This is a genomic window from Gemmatimonadales bacterium (assembly GCA_036279355.1).
In the GTDB taxonomy this organism is placed as follows: domain Bacteria; phylum Gemmatimonadota; class Gemmatimonadetes; order Gemmatimonadales; family GWC2-71-9; genus DASQPE01.
The window spans coordinates 205,687-219,304 of the sequence record DASUJH010000024.1 but is presented as its reverse complement, the minus strand read 5'-3'; the positions used below and the strand labels follow the sequence as shown (position 1 = coordinate 219,304).

General features: G+C 70.8%; 14 protein-coding genes. 5 read left to right on the top strand and 9 right to left on the bottom strand.

Annotated elements, in window-relative coordinates:
• Positions 1-17: 17 nt before the first annotated feature.
• The 7 genes from VFW66_06865 to VFW66_06835 form a co-directional block, all read right to left on the bottom strand.
• Positions 18-1,685 carry a hypothetical protein gene (locus VFW66_06865; GenBank protein HEX5386399.1) on the bottom strand — a complete coding sequence of 556 codons (1,668 nt, stop codon included), beginning with the start codon at positions 1,683-1,685 and terminating at the stop codon, positions 18-20.
• The gene (locus VFW66_06860; GenBank protein HEX5386398.1) at positions 1,669-2,439 is read right to left on the bottom strand and encodes a hypothetical protein; all 771 of its coding nucleotides are present in this window, start codon (positions 2,437-2,439) and stop codon (positions 1,669-1,671) included. The genes VFW66_06865 and VFW66_06860 overlap by 17 nt, the downstream gene beginning before the upstream one ends.
• An 11-nt stretch (positions 2,440-2,450) precedes the next feature.
• Entirely contained in the window at positions 2,451-3,023 is a 573-nt protein-coding gene (locus VFW66_06855) for a hypothetical protein (GenBank protein HEX5386397.1), read from the bottom strand.
• Between the two features lie 33 nt (positions 3,024-3,056).
• Positions 3,057-3,623, bottom strand: a complete 567-nt coding sequence (locus tag VFW66_06850; protein HEX5386396.1) for a hypothetical protein — start codon at positions 3,621-3,623, stop codon at positions 3,057-3,059.
• A gap of 322 nt (positions 3,624-3,945) precedes the next feature.
• Positions 3,946-4,842 carry a DUF4097 family beta strand repeat-containing protein gene (locus VFW66_06845; GenBank protein ID HEX5386395.1) on the bottom strand — a complete coding sequence of 299 codons (897 nt, stop codon included), beginning with the start codon at positions 4,840-4,842 and terminating at the stop codon, positions 3,946-3,948.
• 15 nt (positions 4,843-4,857) lie between these two features.
• On the bottom strand, positions 4,858-5,589 hold the full coding sequence (locus VFW66_06840; GenBank protein ID HEX5386394.1) for an anti-sigma factor: 732 nt from the start codon (positions 5,587-5,589) through the stop codon (positions 4,858-4,860).
• Between the two features lie 3 nt (positions 5,590-5,592).
• Complete coding sequence (locus VFW66_06835) at positions 5,593-6,177, bottom strand: RNA polymerase sigma factor (GenBank protein ID HEX5386393.1); 585 nt, start codon at positions 6,175-6,177, stop codon at positions 5,593-5,595.
• A gap of 105 nt (positions 6,178-6,282) precedes the next feature.
• Here VFW66_06835 and hutU point away from each other — a divergent pair, with 105 nt between their 5' ends.
• The 4 genes from hutU to VFW66_06815 all read left to right on the top strand — a co-directional run bounded on the left by hutU (position 6,283) and on the right by VFW66_06815 (position 10,710).
• A complete protein-coding gene (gene hutU / locus VFW66_06830) occupies positions 6,283-7,956 on the top strand; it encodes a urocanate hydratase (GenBank protein ID HEX5386392.1) in 1,674 nt (557 codons plus the stop codon).
• A gap of 73 nt (positions 7,957-8,029) precedes the next feature.
• Positions 8,030-9,253 (top strand): imidazolonepropionase, encoded by a 1,224-nt coding sequence (gene hutI, locus VFW66_06825; GenBank protein ID HEX5386391.1) that lies wholly within the window; start codon positions 8,030-8,032, stop codon positions 9,251-9,253.
• The gene (locus VFW66_06820) at positions 9,250-10,143 is read left to right on the top strand and encodes a formimidoylglutamase (GenBank protein ID HEX5386390.1); all 894 of its coding nucleotides are present in this window, start codon (positions 9,250-9,252) and stop codon (positions 10,141-10,143) included. The genes hutI and VFW66_06820 overlap by 4 nt, the downstream gene beginning before the upstream one ends.
• A gap of 192 nt (positions 10,144-10,335) precedes the next feature.
• Entirely contained in the window at positions 10,336-10,710 is a 375-nt protein-coding gene (locus tag VFW66_06815) for a hypothetical protein (protein HEX5386389.1), read from the top strand.
• A 4-nt stretch (positions 10,711-10,714) separates the two neighbouring features.
• On the opposite strand, the gene VFW66_06810 is transcribed toward VFW66_06815, so the two are convergent.
• Together VFW66_06810 and VFW66_06805 are read right to left on the bottom strand one after the other, a co-directional pair.
• Positions 10,715-11,752 carry an agmatine deiminase family protein gene (locus VFW66_06810; GenBank protein HEX5386388.1) on the bottom strand — a complete coding sequence of 346 codons (1,038 nt, stop codon included), beginning with the start codon at positions 11,750-11,752 and terminating at the stop codon, positions 10,715-10,717.
• Between the two features lie 23 nt (positions 11,753-11,775).
• Positions 11,776-12,669: a carbon-nitrogen hydrolase gene (locus VFW66_06805; protein HEX5386387.1), complete on the bottom strand. Its 894-nt coding sequence runs from the start codon at positions 12,667-12,669 to the stop codon at positions 11,776-11,778.
• A 100-nt stretch (positions 12,670-12,769) separates the two neighbouring features.
• Between VFW66_06805 and VFW66_06800 the strand changes: the two genes are divergently transcribed.
• A complete protein-coding gene (locus VFW66_06800) occupies positions 12,770-13,612 on the top strand; it encodes a cytochrome c (GenBank protein HEX5386386.1) in 843 nt (280 codons plus the stop codon).
• Positions 13,613-13,618 lie beyond the last annotated feature (6 nt).

The following is a 13,618-nucleotide window of genomic DNA, read 5'->3' as shown; positions in this document are numbered from 1 at the left end:
TGGTCGCTGGGGCGATTTCATCGCGGCTCGGGCGCGAGCGCAGCCGCAACGGCGCGCTCGAGCATGATGTCGATCATCGTTGCGCGCTGCTCCGGCTGCGCCACGACCTCCTCGGGCACGCTCACCACCCGCCAGTGGCCGGGCAACAGGAACTGGTCCAGCAGCACCTCGGGGTGGAAGTGCTCCGGGTGCCTGGTGCGAAGCATGAGCTCGCCCTTCGAGTTGGTGAAGGCCGTCTGCCCGTTGAAGGCGACAGCCGCGCCTTCGACCGGCTGCCCCGCGTCATCCAGCACGCGGCCGCGCACGATGTAGTGCGCGATCTGGGCGCCGATGGCCCGCGGCGGCATCGCGCCGTACTGACCCATGTAGAGGAACGTGCTGCCCGAGGCCGAGTAGTCGACGCTTCCGTCGGGCGCGATGAACGTTCCGATGTTGGTCGAGTAGCTGCCGAGCTGGATCCGCGCGGTCAGGTTGAGCGCGCTGCGGAAGGGATCGAGCGGCTGGAACGGCTGGTGTACCACCTCGTAATCCACGCCGATCTCACCCAGCGCGGTGAGCAGGCTCCCGCCGAACCGCACCCGCAACCTGCCGTCGCTTCGGCTGAGTTGCTGCATGAGGCCGATGCGGGGCGAGATGCGCTCGCGCAGATTCATGAGGGGCGTCGTGCTCGACGGCCGCCCATGGGGCCGGCTCTGCAGCAGGAACGCTTCGGCATCGAGCCACGACGTGAGCTGCCGGCCCACGGCGATGAATGAGCTCAGGTTGCTCAGCGTATCGGAACGCGAATCGTACACGCCGGCCGTGAGGCGCATCTCGCCCAGGCGTCCGCCCAGGTAGAACGAGTTGCCCGATGCGCGGATCGGCGCCACTGCGTCGGCCGAGTCCTGCACGAAGTTCTGGTGCCCCACCCCGATCGAGAAGGCCGATCCCACCTCATAGGTCACGAGCAGGTTCTCGCGATCGAGCTGGCTCTGGCTGGGCGCCGGCGTCGATGCGGGACGGAAGCGGCGCGGATTGTAAACGTAGGAGCCGCGTACGGTGAGCGGCCCGCGTGTGAGCACGAGGCTCGACGCCGCATAGGGCCGGCCCCCGCCCGTCCCGGCCGCGAGCGCTGTCGTGACGTCCGGCGTGGGATGCCACTCGACGCCGGGCACGATGGTTTCCGTTTCGGCGAACACCGCGCTCGTACTGAGCCGCACGGTGGGCGAGACCCGCCGCTCGAGGAGCAGCGCCCCCATCGGTGCGCGCGCCTTCCAGGCGGAGAACGACGGGGCCGCGAGACCGGCCGAGCTCGCGCCGGCGAACAACACGGCGTTTCCGTCGCGCGTCGTGTGCTGGAATTGCGCGCCCTGCACCAGCACGTTGAAGCCCCCGCCGAAGACGTCGGTGGGGTAGCGGAGCGAGAGGACGTCGTTGCCGAGGCGAAGGGTGTCGCGGCCGATCGCGGTGCGGAGGAAGGCGCCGACGCGGAGCCCGTCGAGCCAGCCGATGCCGACCCACCCATCCACGCCCTGGTGCCAGAAATTGCTGGTGGCCCCGTACCCTCCCGTGAGTGACGACGCGCCTCCCTGCATCTCGACCACGGTCTGGGCCGGGAGGCGGATCGGCGCGAGCATGACAAGCGCAGCGGCCGCGCAGACGGCCGCGATCAGCGATGGGCGCGGCGGGTCACGAGCGGGGGCCACCGGGGGCGGTATCGATCGTGAACTTCGCGAACCGGATTTCTGCCCGCGCCGGCGGCGCGGCCAGATCCCAATCGACCTCGGCCCACCGGCGGAAGTGCGGGAACATCGGAAAGCCGCCGCCCGGATGCCGCTCGCCATCGGCGGTCTCCAGTGAGAGCGTCTGCGCCCTGCCAAGGTGAGGGCCGATGTTCTCCAGCAGCACGCGCGCCTTCTTCGTCGCGGAGTCGAGCTCGATCCGGTGTACCACGATCTCGTCGTGCGCGAGCGGTTGCTTCTGGTTGAGGTACACCACGTGCGGCAGGATGATCCGCAAATTGATGCCATCATCGGTGCGCGCCCCGCTCAGCGCCGACGAGATGGTGAACCAGGCCGGCGTGCTGTCGGCGGTAGCCTCGTAGAAGACCGTGTAGGTGGCGCGGGGCGGGATCCGGAAGCTCGTCGCCGAGAGGCGCACATGCACTCGCGACGTATCGATCGGCGCCGGCACGACCTCTCCCTGTTCGGTAACGCGGAACCCCTTCACCTCGAGCACCGCGGTGAGCGGGAAGATGGTGCCATTGGTGAGCCGAAAGCTCGACCGGGCGCGCTCGGTATACTCGGCGACCGGCGGGCTCACGGTCTGCGCGGCGAGCGGGGTTGGCAGGAGGTATCCCGCCGGCGCGAGCAGGGCCGCGAGAATCGCCGCGCGGATCCGCGATGGCGCGGTCCGGCGGCGTCGCACGGCGTTGGACGTGGGGCGGGATTTACCTGGCATGACTCGGGGCTCTACTGGGTGATCGCCTCGAGGTTGAGCGTGCCGCTGTAGGTGCCGATCGGCAGCACTGCCGCGCCGGTGAGGTCGATCTCGAGGTCGAGGTTGTCGGTGCGCGTGACCTTCTTGTTGGTGCCGGTGATCGTAAGGTTGAGCAACCGGAGACTGCCGCCCGCGCTCCCCACCCCGCCGACGCCGTTCTGGGTGAAAGCGGTGAAGGCGGGGACGGCGCCGGTCAGCATCCGTCCCTTCATCATGCTCGACGGGATCGGCGTCCCGGTTGACCCATTCACCAACGCCTGCGCCGGCGAGCTGAACCAACCGACGACATTCACCGTCCCGGTCTTGCCGGGGTTGACGTCCCATTCCGTCTGGATCGTGACCGGGGTCGGGAAGACGTTAACGGCGTTATCGGTCAGCGTCGGCAGCGACTGCACGGCGCCGGCCGTGACCGCGAGCGTGAGCTGCCCGGGTTTGACCGCTGCCAGCGTGATGACCTGCGCCGTCGACACCTTGCCCGCCTGTGCCGCCGCCTGCCCGGTCACGAGCACCACGAGGGCACTCGGAAGGAGCAGGCGGAGGCGCATCGGACGCGCTCAGGTCGACGGATCGAGCGGAGTCTACTGGGTGACGGCCTGCAGGTTGAGCGTGCCGCTGTAGGTGCCGGGCACCAGCGCGGGCTGGCCGGTCAAATCGATCTGCAGCGCGAGGTTGTCGGTGCGGTTCGAGTTCCGCGCCGCCGGCGTCGGAGTCGTGGCGGTGAAGATCGTGAGGCTGCCGCCCGCCGAGCCTACGCCGCCCACCGCGTTGCCGGTGAACGCGTTGAAGCCGCCGCCGTTCACGTCGCCCTTGATGAGGCTCGACGTGAGCGCATTGGCGCCGTTCACCAGCGCCTGCGCCGGGGTGCTGAAATACCCGACCAACGACACCGATGCAGCGCCGACGCCCAGGTCCCACGTGGTCGTCACGTTCACTGGCGTGGCGAAGTTGTTGGTGGTCCCGTCCACCAGCGCCCCGATCGTCTGCGTGCCGCCCGAGTTCACCACCACGGTGAGCACCGGATTCTTGGTGGCGTTGATCTGCACCGTCTGCACCGACGAGGTGAGGCCGGCCTGCGCGTGGGCCAGCGCCGCCGGTGCCAACGCGACGACCGCACCCATCAATGCACCCTTGACCAGGAGCTTCATGTGGCTCTCCGTCGCTGAGGTTGTGCCCGCTCGCGCGCCACGCCGGGTGGGCGTCGCTCATGTGGCGCGGTTGACCGGCGCGCGGCCGGTACAAGCTCCATGCCACCTGGCGCATCGCCGTGCGAACAGTCAAGGAATCGAGCGGCTCAACTTTGGTCGGCGGGTGCGAAACGGGGGCGGCACAAGGATGAGCATGCGCCGCCGCGCCGGGGCGCGGTGAGGCGCGGCGGGGGGCGCGAGCGCAGGTTCGAGTTTCTTGACAGTGGGGGCGAGGGGCCGCTCCCCGGCTCAAAATGCGGTGCCGCGAATGCGCGGCGGCGAGCTACTCCTGCGCCGAGTCCGACGCGCTCGTCCGCGCGCCGTTGGCGCCGCCCTTGGTGGGCAGCGCGCCGGGCCGCGCCAGCCGGATGGTCCCGTCGAACGATTGGAGATCGATCCGGGCGCTGCCGCCGCCCAGGGTGAACGAGAAGCGGCGGCCGTGACGCTCGCGAAGCGTCACCGGGAACGCCGCCTCGAAGTCGCCGTCGAACGTGGAGACGGAGACGAGCGCGTCGGTGCCGTCGGGCACCGCGAGCGTCACGTCGCCGTCGTGCGTGGCGAGCCGATAGCGGCCGCTCGGGCGGATGGTGCCGTCATACACGATGTCACCATCCACCGTCGTTGCCTCCACCTCGTCCGAGGCGATGCTGACGAGCCGCACGTTGCCGTCGACGGTGGTCGCCTGGATGCCGCCGCTTGCATCGCGCACCGTCACGTCGCTGTTGACGGAATTTGCGTCGATCCGCCCCTTGGCGCCGCTCAGCGTAACCTTCCCCTCCACCGATCGGAGCGACACGTTGCCGGCGCCGCCCTGCACGGTGACGTCGCCGTCGACCGTTTCGATCTGCACGGGCGCCTGAATGCCCTCCACCCGCATCTCGGCGTCCACCCCGCTCAGGCTCACCGCCATCCAGGTCGGGGCCGTAATGTCGTAGGTCGCGTGCTCCGGCGGGCCGCGGTGGCCGGTGGCACCGACGCTCAGCACCACGGGCGATTGGTCGAGGTCGAGCGCATCGCCGTCCAGGTCGGCACGCACGCGAACGGCGTCGCGGGACCAGCCGTGCACGGTGATCGCGCCGGTGTGCGCGCGCACCTCGAGGCGCTGACCCCGCGTCACGGCGACGGTCGTGTCCGGGTTCTGCGCAGCGGCCAGGACGGCCAGGGCAAGCGAGAGTAGCACGGGCGCTCTCCGGGTTCAGCTTCGCGCGGTCGCGATACGCGCGGCCTCGCGGAGCAGGTCGAGTTTCCAGAGCATCGTGTTGGTGAGGTGCGTCGTGAGATAGGCGTTGCCCGGATCGGCGGCGAGCGCGCGGCGCGCGTCAGCGATTGCGCGATCGATGAGCGCGAGATTCCGCTCGAGCACCTTCACCGTTTTCGGGTCGAGCGACGCGCGGCGCTGGGCGAGAATGCGCTCGAGGTCCGCCACCGCGGCATCGTAGCGGGGCTCAGCGCTGAAGGCGGCCGGGCGAGCGGTACCGGCAGGCGAGACCTGTGCGGCGGGCGCCGCCGGCATGGAGTGAATGCCGGCCAATGCGGGCCGTGCCGCCGCCCACCAGGCGCCGCCGCCAGAGACGGCGGCGGCGAGCACCGCGGCCGCCGCGAGCTGGCCCAGAGAAAAGCGCTGCGAATGGGCCGGCAAAGGCCGCGCGGGCGGTTGGCGGCGTGGCACCTGCCGCATCGGCTCCGCCCCGGCTGGGCCCGGCGCGTCCGGCGCCCGGATGCGCGCCGCGATCCCCCTCCAGAGCTCCCGCTCCGGCGGCCGGTCAGGCAGCGCCCGCGCCCGCGCAACCACCTGCCGGAGCTCCGCCAGCACCGCCGTACAGGTGGGACATGCGGCGAGATGCCGCTCCAGGGCCTGCCGCTCCGCGCCGCTCAGCTCGCCATCGAGATACTCGGACAGCTTATCCGTCCAGGGATCGTGCATCATCGCTCACTCGCCTCCCGGCTCGAGGTGGCGCCGGAGCGCCATCCGTGCGCGGTGCAGTTGTGACTTCGAAGTCCCCACCGCAAGGCCGAGCTGCTCGGCGATCTCCTCGTGCCGGTAGCCCTCGACGTCGTGGAGCAGGAAGACTTGCCTCGCGCCGGGGGGCAGGTGCGCGAGCGCCGCTTCGAAATCGAGCGCCAGTTCCGGCGCACCCCGGCGGGACGAGGCGGTCTCGAGCGCCGTGTCGTCGGGAAGGAAGCGCTCGCGCCTGGTGCCGAGGCGCTGGCGCCATGCCAACACCACGTTGACCGCGAGCCGATGCAGCCAGGTGCCGAACGCCGCCTCGCCGCGGTACGTCGCCAGCTTTTCCCACGCGCGCACGAAGACATCCTGGGTCACCTCGTCGGCATCCTGGTCGTCGAGCATCCGGCGGACCAGCGTGTGCACCCGTGCCACGTGGGTCCGGTAGAGCCGCTCGAAGGCGCACGCGTCCCCACTGGCGGCGAGCGCCACCTCCACCGCGTCGCGGTCGCTCGGGTCGATCGCCTGGTCTCGCTGCAGCAGCGCGGCTCCGGGTGCGGGGTGCGTCATGTACGGCGTTGGATGGCCCTGCCGCGGTAAAGGTTGGAATATGGCGCTCTTGGCGCAGGCCCGCGCCACGGGTAAGGTTACAGCACTCTCAATCCGATCTGCCGGATGTCCACCGTCTCCGCTCCCGCCATCGCCGCACCCACTGGCACCACTCTTTCCTGCAAGGGGTGGCACCAGGAGGCCGCGCTCCGCATGCTGATGAACAACCTCGATCCCGCGGTGGCCGAGCGGCCCGAGGAGTTGATCGTGTATGGCGGCGGCGGCAAGGCGGCGCGCAACTGGGCCTGTTACGAGCGCATCGTGGCCACGCTTCGCCGCCTGGAGAACGACGAGACGCTGCTGGTGCAGAGCGGCAAACCGGTGGGGGTCTTCCGCACCCACGCGGAAGCGCCGCGGGTGCTCATCGCGAACGCGCACCTGGTACCGCGCTGGGCCACGTGGGAGGAGTTCCGGCGGCTCGAGGCGCTCGGGCTCACGATGTATGGCCAGATGACGGCCGGCTCGTGGATCTACATCGGGACGCAGGGCATCCTGCAAGGCACCTACGAGACGTTTGCAGAGTGTGCCCGACAGCACTTCGGTGGCTCGCTCGCCGGGCGGCTCGTCGTCACGGCCGGCCTGGGGGGGATGGGCGGCGCGCAGCCGCTCGCGGCCACGATGAACGGTGGCGCGCTTCTCGGCGTGGACGTGGAGGAGCACCGGATCCGCCGCCGGGTGGAAACCGGCTACTGCGACCGGCTGACGCACGATCTCGACGAGGCGCTCGACATGACCCTCGGCGCGCGGGAGCGGGGCGAGGCGCTCTCGGTGGGCCTCGTGGGCAACATCGCCGAGGTAATGCCTGAGCTGGTGCGGCGCGGCATCGTGCCCGACGTGGTGACTGACCAGACATCGGCGCACGACCTCCGCGTGGGCTATATCCCGGCGGGCCTCACGCTCGATGCTGCGGCGCTCCTGCGGGAGCGCGACCCCGCCGCGTACGAGGCGCGGGTGCTCGACTCGATGGTGACGCATGTGGACGCGATGCTCGCGCTGCAGCAGCGCGGGGCCATCGTGTTCGACTACGGCAATAACCTGCGCGGCCAGGTGGCCGACCGCCGCGGCCTCGCCCGCGCATTCGAGATCCCCGGGTTCGTGCCCGCCTTCATCCGGCCGCTCTTCTGCAAGGGCGCGGGGCCGTTCCGCTGGGCGGCGCTTTCGGGAAATCCCCGGGACATCGCCGTCACCGACGACACGGTGCTCGAGACCTTCCCGGAGAAGGAGGCGCTCGCCCGCTGGATCCGGCAGGCGCGTGAGAAGGTCCACTTTCAGGGGCTGCCCGCGCGGATCTGCTGGCTCGAGTACGGCGAGCGCGCGGAGCTCGGCCTCCGCTTCAACTGGCTGGTGAAGACCGGCCGGGTGGCGGCACCGCTCGTGATCGGCCGCGACCACCTCGACGCCGGCTCGGTCGCGTCGCCCAACCGCGAGACCGAAGCGATGCTCGACGGCTCCGACGCGATCGCCGACTGGCCGTTGCTCAACGCGTTGCTCAACACCGCATGCGGTGCGAGCTGGGTGTCGCTGCACCACGGCGGCGGCGTGGGGATCGGCTACTCGGTCCACGCCGGCATGGTGGCCGTGGCGGACGGCACCGAAATGGGCGACCGCCGCCTCACGCGGGTACTCACCGCCGACCCGGGCACCGGCGTGATGCGCCACGCGGACGCGGGCTATCCGCTCGCCGTCGAGACGGCACGGGAACGTGGCGTTGACCTGCCGATGATCGCTCCCGCGCGGTGAGGTCCGGGCGCGGCGCAGCAGACCACGGAGCGCAGCGCCGCGCACGCGCCGCGCCGCTCGCTCTCCCTCCAGCATGCCGGTCCTGACGAACATTGGCCTCCTGGCCATCTGTCGCGACGAGGGCGGCCAGGGCGATATCGACGCGATTCGCCACGCGGCACTCGCGTGGGAGGCGGGGCGCGTCGCGTGGGTGGGGCCGGAGGCGGAGCTGCCGGCCCGGTTCGCGGGCGCGGAGCGGCGCGATGCGGGGGGGCGGCTCGTGATTCCCGGCCTCATCGATTGCCACACGCACCTCGCGTTCGGTGGCTGGCGCGCCGACGAGTTCGAGCGCCGCCTCCGCGGCGAAGACTATCTCGCGATCGCGGCGGCCGGCGGCGGCATCGCAGCCACGGTGCGGGCCACGCGGGCGCTTAGTGAGGATGAGTTGCTCGCGCGTGCCGCCGCGGCGCTCGCCGGTATGCTCGCGCTCGGCGTCACGACGGTCGAATGCAAGAGCGGCTACGGGCTCGACCTCGCGACCGAGCTCAGGCTGCTTCGCGTGTACGGCCGGCTCGCCCGGCGCGGACCCCAGCGCCTGGTGCCGACGCTGCTCGGCGCCCATGTCGTGCCGCCCGAGTACCGCGACCGGCGCGAGGCATACATCGCGCTCGTCATTGATGAGATGATCCCGGCGGCGGCCGCCGACCAGCTCGCGCAGTGCGTCGACGTCTTCGTCGAAGAGTCGGCGTTCAGCGTCGAGGAGGCGCGGCGCATTCTGCTCGCGGGACGCGCGGCGGGGCTCGCGGCCAAGGTGCATGCGGATCAGCTTACCGACAGCGGCGGCGCCGAGTTGGCCGCGGAGGTCGGTGCCCTCTCGGCCGATCACCTGGAATGCGTCGGGCCGGCCGGCATCGCGGCGCTCGCGGCCGCGGGCATCGTGGCCGTGAGTCTGCCGATCGCCACGCTCTACCTGAACCAGGCGCCGATGCCTGCGCGGGCGCTCATCGCGGCCGGCGTGCCGGTGGCCATCGCCACCGACTTCAACCCCGGCACCGCGCCGAGCTGGGACTTGCCGCTCGCGCTCCTGCTCGCCTGCACCCGCCAACGGATGACGCCGGCAGAGGCGCTGAAGGGCGCCACTACCTACGCCGCGCGCGCCGTGGGCCTTGCGCGCGAGCTCGGCTCGCTCGAGCCGGGCAAAATGGCGGACTTCGCGATCATCGACGCGCCCGACGTGAACCAATGGCTCTACCACTTTCGGCCGAACGCCTGCCTCGAGACGGTAATCGGCGGGGTGACGCAATGGCGGGTCGGGTGAGCGCGGACGACCCGCGCATCGGCGAGCTGCTGGGCCGCGCTCTCGGCCCCGGAGATCGTCCGCGCGCCATCCTGCTCGGCTTCCCCTCGGATGAGGGCGTGCGGCGGAACGGCGGGCGGCCCGGCGCGGCCGAGGGGCCCGCGGCCATCCGGCGCGCGCTCGCCCGGCTCACGCCCGACCCGCGCGACGGAGCGGACGAGGCCCGCGCGCTCGTCGAGCGCACGTCGGACCTGGGCGACGTGGCCGTCACCGGTGACGTCGAGGCCGACCAGCGGCATCTGGCCGCGGCGCTCGCGCCCTGGCTCGGCGACGGCGTGTTCGCCATCGTGCTGGGCGGCGGCCACGAGACGACGTATGGCCATTTCCTGGGCTACGTCGCGGCAGGGCGCGATGTCGAGCTGCTCAACTGGGACGCGCACCCCGACGTTCGCGAGCCGACACCGGCCGGCGGCCACTCGGGCTCGCCGTTCCGGCAGGGGCTCGAGCACCCGTCCGCTCCCGCGCGGCGCTACGTGGTGGCCGGGCTCGCACCCCAGAGCGTGGCGCGGGCGCATCTGGCGTACGTGCGCCAGCACGGGCGGGCCGTGTTCCGCGACGAGCTCACGCCCACCGTCGTGCGCGAGCTGCTCGCCGCCGCGCGCGACCCCACGCTCGCGTCGTTCGATCTCGATGCGGTGGACCAGGCGGCGGCTCCGGGCGTCAGCGCGCCGGGAGTGGACGGACTCACGGCCGCCGAGTGGCTGCGCATCGCCGCGCTCACCGGCGCATGTCCAGCGGTCCGGTCTGTGGACCTGGTCGAGCTTAATCCTCGATACGATGAGGACGGGCGGACGGCTCGGCTCGCGGCGCTCACCGTCTGGCAGCTGCTGCATGGGCTCGCGCGGCGGTAGGGTCCTGCCGCGGCATTGCCGGCGCCGCCTCAGGGAGCCCGCCCGAATCGGTGCCCGGCTGCCTCTGGCGCCCCGCGCGGAGCCGGCGCATCTTGCAACGGCGCGTCTCAAGCGCGCGGCTGACTGCAAGGCTCCCCTGGACATTGAGTGGAGGGTACCCTGATGACCGTTGGGCCACACGGTATGACTGCTGTGACGGCGTCGCTGGTCGCGTCATTCGTACTCGTCTTCGCAGCGGGCTGCGGCGAAGGCGGCTCGAGCGGCTACAGTGGCGACTACAAGCGCGAGCTCTCGAACGAGGGCGAAGTGCAGATGAAGCTCGGCGGCGGATCGGTCGAGCTCACGCTTCCGTCACCGCGGTGGGCGGACAACCCGACGATTAAGAGCAACGTCACCTTCAAGGGCGACACACTCGTCTTCCCCGCCGACAGCGGCATGGCCTGCGCTACGGCGGAGGCCAAGTACGTGCTCGACAAGAGCGACAACGGCCTCAACGTGGACGGCGTCGGGTTCGACAGCTGCGGCGGCCGGCACGCGGCGCTGGAGGGAACCTGGGAGAAGACCTGAGCGGCTACGGCGCCGGCCACTGCTGCGTGATGCAGTGGAACGCGCCGAGTCCCCATACCAGGTCGGTGCAATCGATGACGACGACGCGGCGGTCGGGAAAGAGCCGCTGCAGGGTGACGCGGGCAATTTCGTCGCGCGCCGCGTCGTAGCCCGGCAGCAGCACGAGTCCGTTCGCCACGTAGAAGTTCGCGTAGCTCGCCGGAAGCCGCTGGCCTTGGTGCATCACCGGCGGCGGCATGGGCAGCGCCTCCACCCGGAGCGGCTGCCCGTCCTGGTCGCACATCGCGCCGAGCCGCTGCAGATTCTCCTGCAGCGGCTCGAAATTTTCATCGCGCGGGTCGTCCTCGACGACGGTGACCACGGTCGTCGGATCCACGAAGCGGGTGAGGTCGTCCACGTGGCCGTCGGTGTCGTCGCCCGCAATGCCGCGCCCGAGCCAGAGGATATGCTGCACGCCGAGGTACGCGCGGAGATAGCGCTCGACCTCGGTGCGGGAGAGCGCAGGATTGCGGTTCGGATTGAGCAGACAGGATTCGGTGGTGAGGAGCGTGCCGCGGCCGTTCACGTCGAGCGAGCCACCCTCCATGATGATTCCGGGCGTGAACACCGGCAGCCCGAGCTCGCGGCCGATTCGTGCCGGCACCGCGTCGTCCAGGTCGTAGGGCGGGTACTTGCCGCCCCAGGCGTTGAAGCCCCAGTCCACGACGGCCTGCTCGCGCCGGATGGCAACGCCGCCCTGTGCGGCGCCGCCCATGGCGCGCTCGAGAAAGATCGGCCCGTGGTCGCGGCACCAGGCGTCGTTGGTGGGGTTGTAGTGGAAGAAGACGTTGCCCGCGCCCGCGCCCGCATCGGCGAGCATGCGGCGCACGTCGGCCTCCATCTCGGGGCCGGCGACGTTGACGTGCACCTGCTCGTGATCAGCGAGCAGCCGCACCACGCGCGCGAAGAGCCCCGGCACTCTGGAAAACTTGCCGGGCCACGAGGCCTCCTTATGGGGCCAGCTCAGCCAGGTACCGAGGTGCGGCTCCCACTCCGCGGGCATGCGGAAGCCCAGCTCGGCAGGCGTCAATCCAGATACCGCTTGCAGATGTCGGCGTACGCGTCGATGCGGCGATCGCGCAGGAACGGCCAGTGTGTGCGGCTTTGATCGACTTTCGCCAGGTCGCACGGCACCACGAGCACTTCCTCGCCGGTGCCGGCCTTCGCGATGACGCGCCCACCCGGATCGGCGACAAAGCTGCCGCCCCAGAACTCGAGGCCGCCCGCGGGGCCGGGTTCGTGGCCGACGCGATTCACCGCGCAGACATAGACGCCGTTCGCGATGGCGTGGCTCCGCTGGATCGTCTCCCACGCCGATTGCTGCTGCTCGCCGTGCTCGGCCTTCTCGGCGGGCAGCCAGCCGATGGCGGTCGGGTAGAAAAGGATCTGCGCGCCGGCGAGCGCCGTAAGCCGAGCGGCCTCGGGATACCACTGGTCCCAGCAGACCAGCACGCCGATGCGTCCGTAGCGCGTCTCCCAACTCCGGAATCCGAGATCGCCCGGAGTGAAGTAAAATTTCTCGTAGTACTGCGGGTCGTCGGGGATATGCATCTTCCGGTACTTGCCGAGATACCGGCCGTCGGCGTCGATCACGGCGGCGGTGTTGTGATAGAGACCCTCGGCCCGGCGCTCGAAGAGGGACGCCACGATTACCATGCCGAGCTCGGCGGCGACATTGGCGAGCGCATCCGTGGTCGTGCCAGGCACCGGCTCGGCCAGCGCGAAGTGCGCGTGGTCCTCAGTTTGGCAGAAATAGCGGCTCAGGAACAGTTCCTCGAGGCACACGATCCGTGCGCCCCGTCCGGCCGCCTCCCGCACGCCGGCGATGGCACGGCGGAGGTTATCGGCCCGATCGTCGGAGTGCCGCATCTGGATCAGGCCGACCGGCACGATGCCGGGCGATACGACGGGAGTTGTCATGGAGCGGAAAATAGCCGCGCCGGGGCCGCGAGGCGCGGGTGACGTGCATCACGCGACGGCGGCGCGAACGCCGCCATTTTGCACCTGGGAGGATGTACCGATGAGCGCCAGAAAATTCCGTGTGACGGGCACCCCCGCCGCGGCTCGCATAGCGTGCGGCCTGCTGGGCAGTCTCTTCCTGGCGATCGGGTGCAGCGCGCCCCCCAGCCGGGGCGAGGCCGGAGCGGCCCAGGGACAGCCGGACACGACGCTGGCAGCGCCGGCGCCGGCCGACACCGCCGCGCCTGCACCGGCATCGAGCACCACGACGTCGAGTGACACCACGGCAATGGCACCCGCGGCGGCCGACACGGCCGGACGCGCCGGCTCCGATCAGGCCACCGCCGCGACGAACAGCTCCCGCACGTCATCGGCCGACTCCACCCGCGCCGCCCAGATCGCGCGCGCGCCGAGGGGCAGGCCGAACTCGTCGCGGCAGGACTCGATGCACATGAAGCCGCCCGCAGCGGCCGCGGCCGGGACGACGTCGGCCGGCAGCACCGCCGCCGGCAGCACGTCGGCCGGTGCGGCCGCGAACCAGGAGGGACCACCACCGCAGATCCTGCACGACAAGTATCATCCCGCGCCGCACGATACGATCTCGGAAACCGCCTATCAGGGCTGGAAGCAGTTCGAGCTCAATTGCGCACGCTGCCACGGCGAGTTCGGTGTGGGGAGCTCGTTCGCGCCGGCGCTGGTGAATTCGCTCAAGTCGGACGGCCCCATTCCCACGAAGGCGATCTTCGTTGCGACGGTGTGCGCCGGCCGGCCCGCCAAGGGGATGCCGTCCTGGTGTGCGCTCGGCATGGAGCCCCAGACGATGAACGAGATTTACGAGTACCTGAAGGGGCGAGCCGACGGCAAGATTGGCGTCGGGCGGCCGGCTGTGAAATCGGGGACGTAGGGCCGG